We start from the raw sequence: 17,467 nt of genomic DNA on the forward strand, positions 1-17,467 counted from the left end.
CCGCATCTACCAGGAGCATCCCATGGGCTTCAACATCTCGCTGTCCGGCATCAATGCCGCCAACTCCGACCTGAGCGTCACCGCCAACAACGTCGCCAACGCCAACACCACCGGCTTCAAGGAATCGCGCGCCGAGTTCGCCGATCTGTTCTCGGCCACCAGCTATGGCCTGGCCAAGAACCAGGTGGGTTCGGGCGTGCGCGTCTCCAACGTCGCCCAGCAGTTTATCCAGGGCAACAATGAACAGACCGGCCGTGGCCTGGACATGGCGATTTCCGGCGAAGGCTTCTTCACCATGAACATGAACGGTGCGCGGGTCTATTCGCGCGCCGGCAATTTCCAGACCGATCCGGCCGGCTACGTGGTGAACCCGCAGGGCGCCCGCCTGCAGGTGTTCGCGCCGAACGCCGATGGCACCAACTTCGATGCCGGCCGCCTGGTGGATCTGCAGTTGCTGACCACCGACAGCCCGCCCAAGCAGACCAGCGAAGTAAAGGTGGGCTTCACCCTGCCGGCCAACGCCAAAGTGCCGACGGTGAACCCGTTCGACCCCACCGACTCCAACAGCTACAACCACTCCAGCGGCGGCATTACCGTGTATGACTCGCTGGGCGTCAGCCACACCCAGGTGTCCTACTTCGAAAAGCTGGCCGGTGTGAACCAGTGGCGCGTGCACAACTACGTCGATGGCGTAGCCGCAGGGACGCCGACCGACCTGACCTTCGACAATGCCGGCAAGCTGACGGTGCCCGCCAATGGCCAGATCAGCCTGGGCACCTTCACCCCGCCGACCGGCGCTGGCGCGCTGAACATGACGCTGGACGTGTCCGGTTCGACCCAGTACGGCGAGAAGTTCGCCCTGCGCAACACCCAGCAGGATGGCTACGCGGCCGGCAAGCTCAACGAGGTCACCGTGTCGGAAACCGGCGTGGTGTTCGCCCGCTATTCCAATGGCGATGACAAGGCACTGGGCCAGGTGGCACTGACCACCTTCAACAATACCCAGGGCCTGGAGCAGAAGGGCAACAACCTGTGGGTGGAGACCTTTGATTCGGGCACCCCGCGCACCAGCCCTCCGGACACCTCGAACATGGGCAAGATCCAGGCCGGCGCGCTGGAATCGTCCACCGTGGACCTGACCGAGCAGCTGGTGAACATGATCGTGGCGCAGCGCAACTTCCAGGCCAACGCGCAGATGATCACCACGCAGGACCAGATCACCCAGACCGTCATCAACATCCGTTGATGAGCTGCTGACCCTGTCACGGAACTTCCCGCATGGATAAAGCCCTTTACGTGGCGATGACCGGTGCCCGCGCCTCCCTGCAGGCGCAGGGTACGCTCAGCCACAACCTCGCCAACTCGGACACCCCCGGCTTCAAGGAAGCGCTGGCCAACACCGAAGCCTTCCCGATCCGTGGGCAGGGCTACGCCTCGCGGGTGGATGCGCTGCACGTCGACGCCGGTTTCAACCGCAGCGCCGGCGCGCAGCACATCACCGGCAAGCCGCTGGACCTGTCGTTGCAGACCGGCACCTGGCTGGCCGTGCAGGCCACCGATGGCAGCGAAGCCTACACCCGGGGGGCCGCGCTGTCGGTCACCCCCAATGGCCAGCTGGTGACGTCCAGCGGCCGTGCGGTGCTGGATGACAACAACAACCCCATCGCCATTCCGCCCTACCAGGCAATGGAAGTGGGCAACGACGGCACGATCTCGATCATTCCGCAGGGCGAAGGCCCGCAGACCATGGCGATGATCGGCCGCATCAAGATCGTGCAGGCGCCGGACGAGCGCCTGGAACGCGGCCTGGACGGCCTGTTCCGCAACACCGACCCGCAGCAGCCCTTCGCCCAGGCGCAGGGTGCCACCGTGCACAGCGGCCAGCTGGAAGGCAGCAACGTGGACGCCGCCGGCGCGCTGGTGCAGATGATCCAGCTGCAGCGGCAGTACGAAATGCAGGTGCAGGTAATCAAGCACGGCGACGAGAACGCGCGCAGCGCCAACAGCCTGCTGCGCCTGGGCGGCTGACGGAATTCCGGCGCCGGCACGGGCCGGCGTTGGCACACCGCTTGCACAGCCTTCACCAACGGCCGCACCGCGCGGCCCGCTTCAGCCAGACAGGATTCCGAAGATGAACCAGGCATTGTGGATCGCAAAAACCGGACTGGACGCGCAGCAGACGCGCATGTCGGTGGTTTCCAACAACCTCGCCAATACCAACACCACCGGTTTCAAGCAGGACCGCGCCAGCTTCGAAGACCTGCTGTACCAGCAGGTGCGCCAGCCCGGCGGCGCCAGTTCGGCACAGACGCAGCTGCCGACCGGCCTGCAGCTGGGTACCGGCGTGCGCGTGGTGGCCACCTCGAAGAACTTCGAACAGGGCAGCCAGCAGCAGACCGGCCGCGCACTGGACGTGATGGTCAACGGCCGTGGCTTTTTCGAAGTGCAGCTGCCCGATGGCAGTTCGGCCTACACCCGCGATGGCTCGTTCAAGATCAACCAGGACAGCGAGCTGGTGACCAATACCGGCTACCCGGTGCAGCCGGGCATCCAGATTCCCGAAGGTGCGCAGTCGGTCACCATCGGCAGCGACGGCACCATCAGCGTGAAGATGGCCGACGACGCCGCATCGGTGGAAGTGGGCGCGCTGACCCTGACCGATTTCGTGAACCCGGCCGGCCTGCAGGCCCGTGGTGAAAACCTGTTCCTGGAAACCACCGCCTCGGGCCCGGCGCAGAACGGCAACCCCGGCCTGAACGGTCTGGGCACCGTGGTGCAGGGTGCGCTGGAAGGCAGCAACGTGAACGTGGTGGAAGAGCTGGTGTCGATGATCGAAACCCAGCGCGCCTACGAAATGAACGCCAAGGCCATTTCCACCACCGACGCCATGCTGGGCTATCTGAACCAGAACGTCTGATCGAGACCATCGGGATACCGCCATGTCGTCCATCACTACCCTCGCCCGCACCGCGCTGTGCTGCGCCGTTACTGCCCTGCTGGGCGGCTGCGTGATTGCCGGCGACGTGCGCCCCTACCCGGCCATGGCCCCGGTGCAGCCGATCGTGCCGATGCAGGCCGCGCCCACCGCCGGCGCCATCTATGCCGCCGGCCCGACGCTGAACCTGTATGCCGACCGCCGCGCCCGCGATGTGGGTGATCTGCTGACCATCACCCTGCTGGAAAACACCACCGCGCAGACCAGTGCCAACACCGCCACCAGCAAGGAATCGGGCCTGACCATCGGCTCACCTTCGCTGTTCGGCGCACCGGTCACCCTGGGCGGCAAGGACATTCTGAGCGCCAGCGCCAATGGCGAACGCGAGTTCACCGGCAAGGGCAACAGCGCGCAGAGCAACCGCCTGCAGGGCAGCGTGACGGTCACCGTGGTGCAGCGCCTGCCCAACGGCAACCTGGTAGTACAGGGGCAGAAGAACCTGCGCCTGAACCAGGGCGACGAACTGGTGCAGGTGCAGGGCATCGTGCGCCCCGGTGACATCAACCAGGACAACACCGTGCCGTCCAGCCGCGTGGCCGAGGCCCGCATCGTCTATGGCGGCCGTGGTGCCGTGGCGCAGTCCAACGCCATGGGCTGGCTGAGCCGCTTCTTCAATTCGGCGCTGGCGCCGTTCTGAGTACTGTCATGAACTCTCTCTTCTCTTCCACGTGGCAGCGACGCATGGCGTCGCTCTACGGAGCATTCTTCCTGCTGCTGGCCGTGGCGGCCCCCGCCAGTGCCGAGCGCATCAAGGACCTGGCCCAGGTGGGCGGCGTGCGCGGCAACGCGCTGGTTGGCTACGGCCTGGTGGTGGGTCTGGATGGCAGCGGTGACCGCACCAGCCAGGCGCCGTTCACCGTGCAGAGCCTGAAGAACCTGCTGGGCGAGCTGGGCGTGAACGTGCCGGCCAACGTCAACCCGCAGTTGAAGAACGTCGCCGCCGTGGCGATCCACGCCGAACTGCCGCCGTTCGCCAAACCGGGCCAGCCGATCGACATCACCGTGTCTTCCATCGGCAACGCCGTATCGCTGCGCGGCGGCTCGTTGCTGATGGCGCCGCTGCGCGGTGCGGACGGCCAAATCTATGCCATTGCCCAGGGCAACCTGATCGTGGGCGGCTTCGGTGCGCAGGGCAAGGATGGTTCGCGCGTGTCGGTGAACGTGCCCAGCGTGGGCCGCATTCCCGGCGGTGCCACCGTTGAACGTGCGCTGCCCGATGTGTTCGGCGCCAACGGCGAGATCACCCTGAACCTGCACAACAACGATTTCACCACCGTCTCGCGCATGGTTGGCGCGCTGAACAATGCCTTCGGTGAAGGTGCCGCACGTGCGGTGGACGGCGTGACCGTGGCCGTGCGCGCGCCGACGGATCCCGGTGCACGCATTGGTCTGCTGGCCCGCATTGAAAACCTGGAACTGACCCCGGGCAGCGCCCCGGCCAAGGTGGTGGTCAATTCGCGCACCGGCACCGTGGTGATCGGCCAGCAGGTGCGCGTGGGCCCGGCGGCGATCTCGCACGGCTCGCTCACCGTCACCATCCAGGAAAACGCCAACGTCAGCCAGCCCAACGCGCTGGCCGGTGGCCAGACCGTGGTAACCCCGCAATCGACCATTACCGCCACCAACGATGGCAGCCGCATGTTCAAGTTCAGCGGCGGCACCAGCTTGGACGAGATCGTGCACGCGGTGAACGCGGTGGGTGCCGCGCCGGGCGACCTGATCGCGATCCTGGAAGCCCTGAAGCAGGCCGGTGCGCTGAGCGCCGAGCTTGAGGTGATCTGACATGCGCATCACCCCCGCCCTTGAGCTGCACCCGACGCAGCAGAACGATCCGGCCAAGATCGACAAGGTCGCACGCCAGCTGGAAGGCCAGTTCGTGCAGATGCTGGTGAAGAGCATGCGCGATGCCAGCTTCGGCGATTCGCTGTTCCCGGGTGAAAACAAGGTCTTCCGGGACATGTACGACCAGAAGATTGCCGAGACCCTGACCCGCGGCAAGGGCCTGGGCCTGCACGAATCCATCGCGCGCCAGTTGTCTGGCAACCAGGGCGATGCCCCGGCGCTGGACACCCGCGTGGACCCGGCCAAGGCCAGCCGTGCTTACCAGTTGAACGCACCGGCGCAGGCGCCGTCGCTGCCGCTGGAGGACGCCAGCAACGCACTGCGCATCCTGCAGCAGATGTCCGCCGGCGTGCAGGACGGCGCGCAATCGTCGGTGGCACCGATGGAACAGGCGCTGGACCTGATTGCCGGCCGCGAAAGCAGCAGCGCGCACCGTGCGCTGGGCACCGAGGATCCGTACGCCAGCAATATCGGCGGCGCCGATTGGGCCGCCGCCAGCGACCAGTGGGCGCCCACGGCCAGCAACCGTGGCAGCACCGGCACCGCCGCCGACGCGCTGGCCAGCCGCACCGCCGTGGCCCAGCTGGGCGCGCACACGCCGGAAGGCTTCGTGGCCAGCATCTGGCCGCACGCGCAGAACGCGGCCAAGGAACTGGGCGTGGATGCCCGCGCCCTGGTCGCCCAGGCCGCGCTGGAAACCGGCTGGGGCAAGCGCCAGATCAAGCATGCCGACGGCAGCACCTCGCACAACCTGTTCGGCATCAAGGCCACGGGCTGGAAAGGCCAGAGCGCGGTGGCAGGCACCCACGAATACGTGGATGGCGTGCGCCGTAACGAAACCGCCAGCTTCCGCGCCTACAGCTCGCCGGCCGAAAGCTTCGCCGATTACGTGCGCCTGCTGAAGACCAGCCCGCGCTACCAGCAGGCCCTGCAGGCCGGCACCGATGTACAGGGCTTCGCCCGTGGCCTGCAGCGTGCCGGCTATGCAACGGACCCGAGCTACGCCGCCAAGATCGCCGCCATTGCCGGTGGCCCGACCATCGAACGCGCGGTTGCCGCGGTGACCGATGCCGGCGCCCGCCTTGGCCAGACCTTCGCCAGCACCGCAACCGCGGCGCTGGGTATCACCCGCCGTTGAGGAACCCCATGTCCAGCGTCCTTTCCACCGGTACCAACGCCCTGCTCGCCTTCCAGCGTGCCCTGGCGACGACCAGCCACAACGTCGCCAACATCAACACGCCCGGCTACAGCCGGCAGAAGGTCGACTTTGCCACCGCCACCCCGCAGAACTTCGGGTATGGCGAGGTTGGCAACGGTACCCGCATCGTCGATATCCGACGCGCCGCCGACCAGCTGGCGATCTCGCGCCTGCTCGACAGCAGCGGCGAGCTGGCGCGGCTGCAGCAGCTTTCCACCATGGCCGACCGCGTTGATGCGCTGTTCTCGGACACCGCCACCAACGTGTCGGGCATGTGGTCGAACTTCTTCGACACCGTCAGCGGCCTGTCGTCCAACGCCGCCGGCACCGCCGACCGGCAGAACATGCTCGACAGCGCCAACGCGCTGGCCAATCGCTTCCAGCAGCTCAACACCCATCTCAACAATCTCAATGGCGAGGTCAACAATGGCCTGATCGGTGGCGCCACCGAGGTCAACCGCCTGGCATCGGAGATCGCGCAGATCAACGGCGCCATCGGCACCAACATCGCCGGCGCCTCGCCGGACCTGCTGGACCGCCGCGACCAGCTGGTCGCGCAGCTGGTGGGCTACACCGGTGGCACTGCCGTCATCCAGGACGGTGGCTTCATGAACGTCTATACCGCCGGCGGCAACGCCCTGGTGGTGGGCACGACGGCATCGAAGGTGACCACCGTCGCTGATCCCTACCAACCCGAGCGGCTGCAGCTTGCCCTGCAGACCCAGAGTGGCACGATCACCCTGGACCCGAAGGCCGTAGGTGGCCAGATCGGCGGCCTGATGGAGTTCCGCGACACCGTACTGACCCCGGCCCAGGCCGAACTGGGCAAGATGGCTGTCGGCCTGGCCGAGACCTTCAACAGCAGCCACCGCAACGGCGTGGATCTGTATGGCCAGATGGGCGGTGACTTCTTCAATCTGGGCGCCCCCCGCGTCACCGGCAACACCGCCAACACCGGCACCGCGAGCATCAGCGCCAGCTACGGTGACCTGTCCAAGCTGGACGCCCAGAACATCGTGCTGAAGTACGACGGTACCCAGTGGCAGGCCAGCCGCGCCGATACTGGCGCCACCATTCCCATGACCGGCACCGGCACCGCTGCCGATCCGCTGGTGATCAGCGGCGTGGAGCTGGTGGTGGGTGGAACCCCGGCCACCAACGATCGCTTCCTGCTGCAGCCCACCGCAGGTGTCGCCGGCAGCCTGAGCGTGGCAATCACCGATGCCTCGCGCATTGCCGCGGCGGCCGCGATCAAGGGCGCGGCTGCGCTGGCCAACACAGGCACCGGAAAGCTCAGCGGCGTGACCGTCACCGACGCCAGCAATGCCAATCTGCGCAATCCGGCGGCCATCGTGTTCACCTCGGCCACCACCTACACCATCGATGGTGGCGCACCGCAGACCTACACCCCCGGCCAGACGATAAGCGCCAATGGATGGAGCTTCGTGCTGGATGGCGCGCCCAAGACCGGCGACACCTTCAACATCACCCCCACCCCTGCCGGCTCATCGGACAACAGCAACGCCATCGCCCTGTCCAAGGTGGAAGATGCCAAGGCATTCAACGGCGGCACGGTCACCCTCAACGGTGCATTGGGCGGGCTGACCACCCAGGTGGGCGCCGCCGCGCGTTCGGCCGAATACTCGCTCAGTGCCCAGCAGGTCATCACCGACCAGGCGCAGTCGGCGCGCGATTCCATTTCCGGGGTCAACCTGGACGAAGAGGCCGCTGACATGCTCCGCCTGCAGCAGGCCTATCAGGCGGCCTCACAGCTGATCTCCACCGCCGATAACATGTTCCAGACCATCCTGCAGGCGGTGCGCTGATGAACAACCGCATTTCCACCGGCATGATGTTCAGCCAGTCCGTGTCGCTGATGATGTCCAAGCAGGCAAAGCTGAGCCACCTGGAACAGCAGATCGCCACCGGCAGCAAGATCGTCACCGCCAAGGACGACCCGGTGAACGCCGGCGCCGCCGTGGGGCTGGATCGCACTCTGGCGGCGCTGGAACGCATGAAACTCAACGCGGGCAACGTACAGAACCGGCTGGGCGTGCAGGAAAACACCCTGGCCCAGGTGGGCGACATGATGGGCCGTATCAACGAGCTGACCATCTACGCCAATAATCCGGCGCTGGCCCCGGCCGACAAGCAGTCCATGGTGACCGAAATCAAGGCAATCCGGGACAACCTGCTGTCACTGGCCAACTCGAGCGATGGCACTGGTCGCTACCTGTTCGGTGGTACCAATGACAGCAACCCGCCGTTCTCGCAGGTGGGTGGCAGTGTGGTCTACAGCGGCGACCAGACCCAGCGCCAGGTGGAGGTCGGACCGGACACCTACGTGCGTGATGCCCTGCCCGGCAGCGAGGTCTTCCTGCGCATCCCCACCGGCGACGGCTTTGTCGATGGTGGCCCGGCCGCTGGCAACACCGGTACGGGCGTGCTGACCAACATCACCCGTGACGGCACTGACAACTGGAACGGGCAGGCCTTCAGCGTGCGCTTCACCGCTGCCGACACCTACGAGGTGTTGGATGCGGGCGGTACGGTGGTGGGCAATGGCACGATGAAGTCCGGCGATGATCTGGTGGTCAACGGTGTGCGCCTGCACATCGATGGCAAACCTGCCGCCGGTGACAGCTTCTCGGTCACCCCGTCCAGCAGTCGCGACATCTTCGGCACGCTGGATTCGCTGATCGGCGCGCTGGAAGCCGACACGGGAACGCCGCAGACCCTGGCCGTACAGCAGAACGCGCTGCAGAGCAGCCTGCGGGATGTCGCCCGGGCCGCCGAGCGGATGATCGACGCCCGCGCCTCCGGCGGCGCACAGCTGAAGGCGCTTGACAACGCCGCGGACATGCGTGAATCCAATGGCGTGACCCTGAAGACCACCCTGTCGCAGATGCGCGACCTGGACTACGCCGACGCGCTGAGCCAGTACCAGCTCGAGAATACTGCGCTGCAGGCCGCGCAGACCCTGTTCGCACAGATGCAGCAGATGTCGCTGTTCAACAAGCTCGGCTGAGCCGACGGGGCCTGGCCCCTTCACCGCTGACCCCCTCAAGGCCGCGATGCCCAGCATCGCGGCCTTTTTCGTTTGTGTTGCTGGAGCGCAGGAGCGCCGGGCCATGCCCGGCGAAGCACATCTCCATTCAGCTTGGTCATGCAGCGCCGATACCTCTACTGGCGCCGGTCGAATCCACCCCGACCGCCCTTTCCGGGGTCCTCCCCCGCCCTGTCCCAGGGCAGGCAGATCCCCGGAAAAAGCAGCCCCACGCGACGAATTACAGCCCCGACGAAATTCCCGCCTAAAGGTTGTTGACAAAGCGCCGATATTCATTTGGCAACGGCGAAGCACACAGCCAAACAAAAAAAACAGGCGGCGCTTCGTTTCATTCACCAACGGGTTCCATATAAGAGGAGACGACCCCATGGCACAGGTAATCAACACCAATACGATGTCGCTCAACGCTCAGCGCAACCTGAGCACCAGCGGCAACTCGCTGGCCACCACCATCCAGCGCCTGTCGTCTGGTTCGCGCATCAACAGCGCGAAGGACGACGCCGCCGGCCTGGCGATCTCGGAGCGCTTCGGCACCCAGATCCGCGGCCTGGACGTGGCCATCCGCAACGCCAACGACGGCATCTCGCTGGCCCAGGTCGCCGAAGGTTCGCTGAGCGAAGTCGGCAACAACCTGCAGCGCATCCGCGAACTGGCCGTGCAGGCCTCCAACGCCACCAACTCGGCCAGCGACCGCAAGGCCCTGCAGGCCGAAGTGACCCAGCTGGTTTCGGAAGTGGACCGCGTTGCCAAGCAGAGCGACTTCAACGGCACCAAGCTGCTGGACGGCAGCTTCACCAGCCAGCTGTTCCAGGTGGGCGCCAATGCCGGCCAGGCAATCGCGATCAACAGCGTAGTGGATGCCAAGGCCGACACGCTGGGCGCGGCCACCTTCGCCAACGTCTACACCACCCAGGCCATCGCAGCTGACAAGGCTGCTGCGGATACGACCTTCTCCGGCCTGCAGATCGACATCACCCCGCCGGGCGCTGCCGCCGCCACCACGATCAAGGTCGCAGACTTCACGGTCAAGGCTGGCGAATCGATCACTGCTGCAACCGCCGCTGCGGTGAACAGCAAGCTCGGCGAAACCGGGGTCATGGCCAAGCTGGAGGCCGGCAAGATCTCCCTGCACTCTGCCGCCGCAGGCCAGACCTTTGCTTTGTCGGTCAGCGCCACCCCGACCACCGGCGCAACGGCTGTGGATGCAACGTTCGCAAACATCGGCCTGCAGCAGGTTGCCGCCGGCACCGGTGGCACGCTGACCGGCGCAACCGCCCGCCACGTCGAAGACCTCAACGTAAGCACGGTCGAGGGTGCCCAGCAGGCCCTGTCGATTGTCGACAAGGCCTTGGAATCGGTGAACAGCGTGCGCGCCGACCTCGGCGCCATCCAGAACCGCTTCACCTCGGTTGTCGCCAACCTGCAGACCTCGACAGAGAACCTGTCGGCCTCGCGCAGCCGCATCAAGGACACCGACTTCGCCAAGGAAACGGCAGAGCTGACCCGCACCCAGATCCTCCAGCAGGCCGGCACCGCGATGCTGGCCCAGGCCAACCAGGTACCCCAGAACGTGCTCAGCCTGTTGCAGCGCTGACATGAGCCGCCCCCGAAGCACGTCGGGGGCGTCTAACCCAACTCACGTGCAACCGCTCAAGGACCTCTCCTCATGGCACAAGTCATCAACACCAACACGATGTCGTTGAATGCTCAGCGTAACCTGAGCACCAGCGGCTCCTCGCTGGCCACCACCATCCAGCGCCTGTCCTCCGGTTCGCGCATCAACAGCGCCAAGGACGACGCCGCCGGCCTGGCGATCTCGGAGCGCTTCGGCACCCAGATCCGCGGCATCGACGTTGCCATCCGCAACGCCAACGACGGCATTTCGCTGGCCCAGACCGCAGAAGGTTCGCTGTCGGAAATCGGCAACAACCTGCAGCGCATCCGCGAACTGTCGGTGCAGTCGGCCAACGCCACCAACTCGGCCAGTGACCGCAAGGCCCTGCAGGCCGAAGTGACCCAGCTGGTTTCGGAAATCGACCGCGTTGCCAAGCAGTCGGACTTCAACGGCACCAAGCTGCTGGACGGTTCGTTCTCCAGCCAGCTGTTCCAGGTCGGCGCCAACGCTGGCCAGGGCATCGCGATCGATAAGATCGTCAACGCCAAGGCGGATTCGCTGGGCGCTGCCACTTTTGCTGGCGTGTTCAAGGGCACCGCACTGGCAGCCGCCGCGGACAAGCCGACCGTTGACACCACCATCCAGTCGCTGCAGATCTCGGTTACCCCTGCAGGCGGCACCGCAAAGGCCATCGATCTCGGCGACTTCAATGTGAAGGCGGGCGAGTCCGTGACCGCTGCCACGGTGTCGGCCATCAATGCCAAGATCGGCGAAACCGGCGTTTACGCCGAAGCTGACAAGACGACCGGTCAGATCTCGCTGACCTCCGTCAAGGCCGGCCAGCAGTTCGCCGTCGCCTTCGCCGGCACTGCAGGCACTGCGCCCACCGGTTCGACCGGCGTAGCCGCCACTGCAGCCAACACCGGCCTGACGCAGACTGGCACCGGCGGCGGTGTCATCGCTGCGGCAGCAACCGCCACCACGCTGAAGGACCTGTCGATCACCACCGCAGCAGGTGCACAGCAGGCGCTGGACGTGGTTGACAAGGCGCTGGAGTCGATCAACAGCAGCCGTGCGGACCTGGGCGCCATCCAGAACCGTTTCACCTCGGTCGTTGCCAACCTGCAGACCTCGACGGAAAACCTGTCGGCATCGCGTAGCCGCATCAAGGATACCGATTTCGCCAAGGAAACCGCCGAGCTGACCCGTACCCAGATCCTGCAGCAGGCCGGTACGGCCATGCTGGCCCAGGCCAACCAGGTGCCGCAGGGCGTGCTCAGCCTGCTTCGCTGATCGGCAGTCCGCACATTGATACACCTCCGGGTGCCGGCTGAGCCGGTGCCCGGAGTCCGAGTCTGATTCACGTTCCACCTCCGCCAAAGGAAAAGCACCATGGCACAAGTCATCAACACCAACACGATGTCGTTGAATGCTCAGCGTAACCTGAGCACCAGCGGCTCCTCGCTGGCCACCACCATCCAGCGCCTGTCCTCCGGTTCGCGCATCAACAGCGCCAAGGACGACGCCGCCGGCCTGGCGATCTCGGAGCGCTTCGGCACCCAGATCCGCGGCATCGACGTTGCCATCCGCAACGCCAACGACGGCATTTCGCTGGCCCAGACCGCAGAAGGTTCGCTGTCGGAAATCGGCAACAACCTGCAGCGCATCCGCGAACTGTCGGTGCAGTCGGCCAACGCCACCAACTCGGCCAGTGACCGCAAGGCCCTGCAGGCCGAAGTGACCCAGCTGGTTTCGGAAATCGACCGCGTTGCCAAGCAGTCGGACTTCAACGGCACCAAGCTGCTGGACGGTTCGTTCTCCAGCCAGCTGTTCCAGGTGGGTGCCAATGCCGGCCAGGGCATCGCGATCGATAAGATCGTAAACGCCAAGGCGGACTCGCTGGGCGCCGCGACCTTCGCCGCGGGCTACACGGGCACCGAACTGACTGGCACCGACGACAAGCCGACTGTGGATACCACCCTTCAAGGGCTGCAGATCAAGGTTGCAGGCCCGGGGGTCGCGATTGGTGATGCGAAGGCAGTCGATCTTGGCGACATCAGCGTCAAGGCTGGCGAGTCCATCACGTCCGCAACCGTCTCGGCTATCAATGCCAAGATTGGTGAGACTGGCGTCTATGCCGAGGTCGACAAGGACGGTGCAATTTCCATGACTTCGGTGAAGGCAGGCCAGCAGTTTGTGGTCGACTTCGGTGGTGCGAAGGGCACCGTTCCCACCGGCTCGACTGCCGTCGATGCCGATGGGGACAATACTGGGTTGACGGAAACGAGCACCGACGGCGGCACGATTGCTACGGGTGCAAAGGCCTCCACGCTGAAGGACCTGACGATCACCACCGCCGCGGGTGCACAGCAGGCACTGGATGTGGTCGACAAGGCACTGGAATCGATCAACAGCACCCGTGCAGACCTGGGCGCCATCCAGAATCGATTCACCTCGGTTGTCGCCAACCTGCAGACCTCGACCGAAAACCTGTCGGCATCGCGTAGCCGCATCAAGGATACCGATTTCGCCAAGGAAACCGCCGAACTGACCCGTACCCAGATCCTGCAGCAGGCCGGTACGGCCATGCTGGCCCAGGCCAACCAGGTACCGCAGGGCGTGCTCAGCCTGCTGCGCTGATCCACGGCAAGAAGGCGCCGCTACCGTCGGTTCACACCGACGGTAGCGGCAACCAGAAGGACAAGGCCATCGCAGATGCCGGCCATGCCCGGCCCGGGAACACCCCGAACCGGCTTGGCATCGCCCGCCCCTGCGGACCTCTCTTTCAGCGCTGTACTCTTGACTGTACGTACCGGGTGGCTTCGTCTCCCCCCGATTGTCAGTAGCCTGATCCCTCCCCTACCTTGGGGGAGGGCTTTTTGCAGACTCCCGGCAGCCCGCGGTGAACACACCCGCACCCTGCTCCTACCCTCCTGCAACCGGCGTGCCAGAACCGCCTTGTGGGCAGTGGCACAGGACATGCATCAACGAAGTCCTCAAGACCCGGCGGCACAGGCCGCTATTTTCGTTGACAACGGCCCACCGCTCCGCGCGTGGTCCGGCTACCAGGAGAAACGACGTGGCAGACTTTGGATACGGTGGCATTGGCTCGGGCCTGGATATTTCCGGCATGGTCAGCCAGTTGGTGGCAGCCGACCGCAAGCCGGCAGACAATGCCCTGAACCTGCAGCAGTCCAAGGCTAAGCTGCAGCTGTCGTCGGTGGGCACCATCACTGCCGCGTTCGACAAGCTGAAGACCTCGCTGACCGCCCTGAAGGCCTCCACCGCCTTCGACACCCGCACCGTGACCGCCAGCAAGGGCGGCACCAACAACGCTGACGAGATCCTGACGGCGTCTGTGGCGCTGTATGACGTGGGCACGACCAAGGCCGCTGCGTCCAATGGCACGCACAAGGTGAACGTGCTGGAACTGGCGACCGCGCACAAGCTGATTGCCGATACCTCGGTACCCAAGACCCAGGCCTTCGCCGCCGGAACCTTGACGCTGACGGTTGGCGTGGGCGACAAGGCCAAGACCATGAATGTCGAGGTCGAGGACGGTGACACCCTGTCGACGATCCGCAACAAGATCGATGCCGCCGGCCGCAAGGAAGGCGTGCAGACCACGCTGATCAGCTCGGGCGACAACCAGTACCTGTCCATCGCCCAGGAAAAGACCGGCGCGGCCAACGCCATCAAGCTGGAATACGCGGGTAGTGATCCGGGCCTGACCTCGCTGGTCGGCAGCCTGAAAGAGAACACTGCTGCGAAGGACGCCAAGCTGACCATCGACGGCGTGGAGGTTGTCAGTGCCAGCAATACGGTGGCTGACGCGGTGCCCGGTCTGACCCTGAACCTGAAGATGAAGGGTGAAAGCACGGTCACGATCAGCACCGACACCGCTGCTGCCACCAAGGTCATGCAGGAGTTCGTGACCGCGTACAACGCGGCGCTGGCGGCCATCAACACCGAAACCGCCTACGACACGAAAACCAAGGAGGCGTCGTCGCTGACCGGCGATGCGCAGATGCGCGGCGCCATGAGCCAGCTGCGCGCGCAGATGAGCAGCATCCTGAAGGACCTGTCGGCCGACGGCCTTGACCCGAAGACCCTGGGCCTGCAGACGCGCGGCTACCCCAATGCCGACGGCAGCCTGGTGCTGGACACCACCAAGTTCGCTGCCGCACTGGCCAACCAGCCGGAGCGGATCCGCCAGGCCATCACCGGCGACACCGGCGGCGCCGGCAAGCTCTACACGATGGTCGACGGCTATGTCAGCACCACGGTCGGCAAGGAAGGCGCCTTCGTGTCGCGCACCAACAGCCTGAACAAGACGCTGACCGACATCGACAAGCGCCGCGCCGACCTGGACACCCGCATGGAAGGCGTTGCAGAGCGCTACAAGAAGCAGTTCCTGGCGCTGGACACCCTGATGGGCAAGCTGCAGCAGAGCAGCAGCGCCCTGTCGCAGCAGTTGGCCCAGCTGAGCGGCTGATTGCAGGCGAACATGGCTCAAGTTTGGCCACGTTCGCACCGATAACAGAAGCATCAGCAATCACCGCAGTGCCGCCGGCACGGATCCTGACGATCCGTCGGCGGTACACAGCGCAAGGGAGAATCACGAATGTACGGTTCCAGCCGTCAATACGCCGAACAGTATCGCCAGGTAGGTGTGACCAGTGCGGTCGCCGATGCCGATCCGCACAAGCTGGTGGCACTGCTGCTGTCTGGCGCGCTGGAGCGCGTGCGTCGTGCAATGGCCAGCCTTGAACGGGGCGACCAGGCCGGCAAGGGCAAGGCGATCGGCGAGGCCTGTGCGATCGTCGGCCACCTGAATGGTTCGCTCGACCATGAAGCCGGCGGCGAGATCGCCGGCAACCTGTCGTCCCTGTACGACTACGTGCTGCAGCGGCTGACCGAAGCGAACCTGCACAATGATCGGGTCGCCCTTGATGAATCGCTGCAGCTGTTGAGCGAGATCGACGGGGCGTGGAACGCGATTCCGCAGGAACAGCGCCGTCCGGCGGCGGTGGCGCCGTGAGCCTGAGCGATCTGCACGCGCAGCTGGACGCCTTTGAAAAGGCATTGAACGAAGATGCCTTCGAGCGGGCCGACAGCCTGCTGGACGGCCACGATGGCACCCTGCACACCCTGCTCAGCCAGCCGCTGACCGGTGCCGACCACGCCCCGCTGTCGGCACTGCTGGAACGCCAGCAGAGCCTGCTGGGCCTTCTGCGCCAGCGCCGCGATGCAGTGGCCGTACAACTGCAGGATGGCCAGCGATCCCTTCGCGCAGCCCATGCATACCTGCAGGCAGAATCGCTGGCATGACCCTGCTGCCGACCACCTCGCTGCACCACCCGGCCGAAAGCGAGCTGTTCGACGAAACGCTCAGCTGCGAACTGGCCCTGCCTGCCGAGTTCCAGGCCGGCAGTGCGCTGGGCCGTACCGGCAATGCCGAAGCCTTGCTGCGCAGCCTGGCCCTGGTGGAAGACAGCAGGGTGGACGAGCACGAGGAGCGCAGCGAAGCCACCCTGCAGCTGCAGCGCCTGGAAGCCAAGCTGGACCTGACCATGGTGCTGCTGGGCCGGCTGGTACGCCAGCAAGGGCACGACCTGCCCCTGCGCCCGGTCCGCTGGTCGCGCCGTGGCATCCGCCTGCAACTGGGCCCGCGCAGCGGCGCCAGCCCCGGCCAGGCCGGCGTCGTGCGGCTGCAGCCCAGCGATTGGCTGCCCGACCATATCGACCTGCCGGTGGAGGTGGTGGCCGAGGCCGCCGACGGCAGCGGCGGCCACTTCCTGTGGCTGCGCTTCAGTCATCTGGGCGATGGCCTGGAAATGGCCATGGAACGCCACCTTTTCCGTCTACACCGTCGACAGGTTGCCGAAGCGCGCCGGACGCGCTGAACGCCGTCACCGTAGTGCGTGGCCGACGGGCCTTGGCGGGCCCGTTCAGCTAAGTTAAGGTGGACTCCCCTCACGGACCTGCTGCGTGCCTGTGCGAGTTCTCATCGTCGACGATCACACCCTGGTTCGCGCTGGCCTGGCGCGGCTGTTGCAGGGGTTTGCCGACGTGCAGCTGGTGGCCGAAGCCAGCAACGCCGAACAGGCGCTGCAGCTGGCCCTGCAGCATGCACCGGACGTGGTGCTGATGGACCTTTCCCTGCCCGGCCGCACCGGCCTGGAAGCGCTGAGCGACATCCGCCTGCGCGCACCCGGCACCCGGGTGGTGATGATGACCATGCATGACGATGCCGCCCATGTGCGCGATGCATTGGACCGCGGCGCCGTGGGTTTCGTGGTGAAGGATGCCGCGCCGCAGGAACTGGAACTGGCCCTGCGCGCCGCCCATGCCGGCCAGGTGTTCCTGAGCCCGCAGATCTCGGCCAAGATGCTGGCGCCCATGCTGGGCCGCGAAAAGCCCACCGGCATTGCCGCGCTGTCGCCGCGCCAGCGCGAGATCCTGCGGCAGATCGGCAAGGGCGAAAGCAACAAGGAAATCGCCGCCGACCTGGGTATCAGCGTGAAGACGGTGGAGACCCATCGCGCGCGCATGATGGAATCGCTGGGGTGTCGCCGCGCCAACGATCTGCTGCTGCTGGCCGCTCGCCACCAGCACGAGCTGGAATGATCGTCCGCCGGAAAACCCGCGCCTTGCGCGTTGGTCGACCAACGGTCGACCCTACCGACCCGGGCCCTGCATCGGCGACGACTTCCCGTCACCCCGACGGACCCTGACAGGTTTCCGTAC

At 65.7% G+C, this 17,467-nt stretch carries 16 protein-coding genes; all 16 read left to right on the forward strand.

Annotation, left to right across the window (positions count from 1 at the left end; translation table 11 throughout):
* Nucleotides 1-22: 22 nt before the first annotated feature.
* The 16 genes from flgE (at nucleotide 23) to G4G00_RS17490 (ending at nucleotide 17,347) form a co-directional block, all read left to right on the forward strand.
* Nucleotides 23-1,246 carry a flagellar hook protein FlgE gene (gene flgE / locus G4G00_RS17415; protein ID WP_108753052.1) on the forward strand — a complete coding sequence of 408 codons (1,224 nt, stop codon included), beginning with the start codon at nucleotides 23-25 and terminating at the stop codon, nucleotides 1,244-1,246.
* Between the two features lie 32 nt (nucleotides 1,247-1,278).
* The gene (locus G4G00_RS17420) at nucleotides 1,279-2,028 is read left to right on the forward strand and encodes a flagellar basal body rod protein FlgF (RefSeq protein ID WP_049461065.1); all 750 of its coding nucleotides are present in this window, start codon (nucleotides 1,279-1,281) and stop codon (nucleotides 2,026-2,028) included.
* Nucleotides 2,029-2,131: 103 nt separating this feature from the next.
* Nucleotides 2,132-2,917: a flagellar basal-body rod protein FlgG gene (gene flgG, locus G4G00_RS17425; RefSeq protein ID WP_049461063.1), complete on the forward strand. Its 786-nt coding sequence runs from the start codon at nucleotides 2,132-2,134 to the stop codon at nucleotides 2,915-2,917.
* 22 nt (nucleotides 2,918-2,939) lie between these two features.
* On the forward strand, nucleotides 2,940-3,632 hold the full coding sequence (gene flgH / locus G4G00_RS17430) for a flagellar basal body L-ring protein FlgH (RefSeq protein ID WP_108753051.1): 693 nt from the start codon (nucleotides 2,940-2,942) through the stop codon (nucleotides 3,630-3,632).
* Nucleotides 3,633-3,676: 44 nt separating this feature from the next.
* Nucleotides 3,677-4,777, forward strand: a complete 1,101-nt coding sequence (locus G4G00_RS17435; protein ID WP_199911427.1) for a flagellar basal body P-ring protein FlgI — start codon at nucleotides 3,677-3,679, stop codon at nucleotides 4,775-4,777.
* 1 nt (nucleotide 4,778) lies between these two features.
* Nucleotides 4,779-5,975: a flagellar assembly peptidoglycan hydrolase FlgJ gene (gene flgJ, locus G4G00_RS17440; protein WP_164275336.1), complete on the forward strand. Its 1,197-nt coding sequence runs from the start codon at nucleotides 4,779-4,781 to the stop codon at nucleotides 5,973-5,975.
* An 8-nt stretch (nucleotides 5,976-5,983) separates the two neighbouring features.
* Nucleotides 5,984-7,861 (forward strand): flagellar hook-associated protein FlgK, encoded by a 1,878-nt coding sequence (gene flgK / locus G4G00_RS17445; RefSeq protein WP_108771608.1) that lies wholly within the window; start codon nucleotides 5,984-5,986, stop codon nucleotides 7,859-7,861.
* Nucleotides 7,861-9,063, forward strand: coding sequence for a flagellar hook-associated protein FlgL (flgL, locus tag G4G00_RS17450; protein WP_164275339.1), 1,203 nt, complete (start codon nucleotides 7,861-7,863; stop codon nucleotides 9,061-9,063). Before flgK ends, flgL begins: the two co-directional genes overlap by 1 nt.
* A gap of 406 nt (nucleotides 9,064-9,469) precedes the next feature.
* On the forward strand, nucleotides 9,470-10,696 hold the full coding sequence (locus G4G00_RS17455) for a flagellin (protein WP_164275342.1): 1,227 nt from the start codon (nucleotides 9,470-9,472) through the stop codon (nucleotides 10,694-10,696).
* Between the two features lie 72 nt (nucleotides 10,697-10,768).
* Nucleotides 10,769-12,010: a flagellin gene (locus G4G00_RS17460; RefSeq protein WP_164275345.1), complete on the forward strand. Its 1,242-nt coding sequence runs from the start codon at nucleotides 10,769-10,771 to the stop codon at nucleotides 12,008-12,010.
* Between the two features lie 99 nt (nucleotides 12,011-12,109).
* Nucleotides 12,110-13,357: a flagellin gene (locus tag G4G00_RS17465; protein WP_164275348.1), complete on the forward strand. Its 1,248-nt coding sequence runs from the start codon at nucleotides 12,110-12,112 to the stop codon at nucleotides 13,355-13,357.
* A gap of 439 nt (nucleotides 13,358-13,796) precedes the next feature.
* Entirely contained in the window at nucleotides 13,797-15,212 is a 1,416-nt protein-coding gene (gene fliD, locus G4G00_RS17470) for a flagellar filament capping protein FliD (RefSeq protein WP_164275350.1), read from the forward strand.
* Between the two features lie 129 nt (nucleotides 15,213-15,341).
* The gene (fliS, locus tag G4G00_RS17475) at nucleotides 15,342-15,758 is read left to right on the forward strand and encodes a flagellar export chaperone FliS (RefSeq protein WP_164275353.1); all 417 of its coding nucleotides are present in this window, start codon (nucleotides 15,342-15,344) and stop codon (nucleotides 15,756-15,758) included.
* Complete coding sequence (locus G4G00_RS17480; protein WP_164275356.1) at nucleotides 15,755-16,048, forward strand: hypothetical protein; 294 nt, start codon at nucleotides 15,755-15,757, stop codon at nucleotides 16,046-16,048. Before fliS ends, G4G00_RS17480 begins: the two co-directional genes overlap by 4 nt.
* A complete protein-coding gene (locus G4G00_RS17485) occupies nucleotides 16,045-16,623 on the forward strand; it encodes a PilZ domain-containing protein (RefSeq protein WP_164275360.1) in 579 nt (192 codons plus the stop codon). Before G4G00_RS17480 ends, G4G00_RS17485 begins: the two co-directional genes overlap by 4 nt.
* 91 nt (nucleotides 16,624-16,714) lie before the next feature.
* On the forward strand, nucleotides 16,715-17,347 hold the full coding sequence (locus G4G00_RS17490) for a response regulator transcription factor (protein ID WP_049460605.1): 633 nt from the start codon (nucleotides 16,715-16,717) through the stop codon (nucleotides 17,345-17,347).
* Nucleotides 17,348-17,467: the final 120 nt, after the last annotated feature.

The sequence above is a fragment of the Stenotrophomonas sp. B1-1 genome (assembly GCF_010894375.1).
GTDB lineage: Bacteria > Pseudomonadota > Gammaproteobacteria > Xanthomonadales > Xanthomonadaceae > Stenotrophomonas.

Bases quoted from the DNA above. Each gene is read 5' to 3' on its own strand.
- G4G00_RS17460 (WP_164275345.1), top strand. From the start codon at position 10,769: ATGGCACAAGTCATCAACACCAACACGATGTCGTTGAATGCTCAGCGT.
- flgE (WP_108753052.1), top strand. From the start codon at position 23: ATGGGCTTCAACATCTCGCTGTCCGGCATCAATGCCGCCAACTCCGAC.
- G4G00_RS17420 (WP_049461065.1), top strand. From the start codon at position 1,279: ATGGATAAAGCCCTTTACGTGGCGATGACCGGTGCCCGCGCCTCCCTG.
- G4G00_RS17435 (WP_199911427.1), top strand. From the start codon at position 3,677: ATGGCGTCGCTCTACGGAGCATTCTTCCTGCTGCTGGCCGTGGCGGCC.
- G4G00_RS17455 (WP_164275342.1), top strand. From the start codon at position 9,470: ATGGCACAGGTAATCAACACCAATACGATGTCGCTCAACGCTCAGCGC.
- G4G00_RS17485 (WP_164275360.1), top strand. From the start codon at position 16,045: ATGACCCTGCTGCCGACCACCTCGCTGCACCACCCGGCCGAAAGCGAG.
- flgG (WP_049461063.1), top strand. From the start codon at position 2,132: ATGAACCAGGCATTGTGGATCGCAAAAACCGGACTGGACGCGCAGCAG.
- flgH (WP_108753051.1), top strand. From the start codon at position 2,940: ATGTCGTCCATCACTACCCTCGCCCGCACCGCGCTGTGCTGCGCCGTT.
- flgK (WP_108771608.1), top strand. From the start codon at position 5,984: ATGTCCAGCGTCCTTTCCACCGGTACCAACGCCCTGCTCGCCTTCCAG.
- fliS (WP_164275353.1), top strand. From the start codon at position 15,342: ATGTACGGTTCCAGCCGTCAATACGCCGAACAGTATCGCCAGGTAGGT.
- flgL (WP_164275339.1), top strand. From the start codon at position 7,861: ATGAACAACCGCATTTCCACCGGCATGATGTTCAGCCAGTCCGTGTCG.
- G4G00_RS17465 (WP_164275348.1), top strand. From the start codon at position 12,110: ATGGCACAAGTCATCAACACCAACACGATGTCGTTGAATGCTCAGCGT.
- flgJ (WP_164275336.1), top strand. From the start codon at position 4,779: ATGCGCATCACCCCCGCCCTTGAGCTGCACCCGACGCAGCAGAACGAT.